The organism is Mesorhizobium sp. WSM4845 (assembly GCF_055811455.1).
In genome coordinates, this window is the sequence record NZ_JBVVQA010000132.1 from 1 (window position 1) to 239 (window position 239).

Below are 239 nucleotides of genomic sequence, written 5' to 3' on the forward strand. Positions count from 1 at the left end.
GTGGCGGCCCACGCGGTAGCAAAGGTGGAGTGAGTGTGGACGATGCTGCGAATGTCATCATGCCGGCGATACACATAAAGGTGAGAGGCCGTGTCCGAGGACGGTCCCCGGACCCCTTCGATGATCTTGCCCTCAATGTTGACGACGACCATGTCATCGGGAGTCATACCGTCGTAACGCATTCCGGAGGGTTTGATCACGACCAAGCCAGTGCTAGGGTCCCGAGCCGACAGATTGCC

Annotated in this window: 1 protein-coding gene; it reads right to left on the reverse strand. The window is 59.0% G+C overall.

Annotated features, from left to right (window positions below):
* Positions 1 to 200 (reverse strand): class II aldolase/adducin family protein (locus AC0L2C_RS34315; protein WP_473525547.1); only part of this gene is annotated, 200 nt, incomplete at its 3' end.
* Positions 201 to 239: the final 39 nt, after the last annotated feature.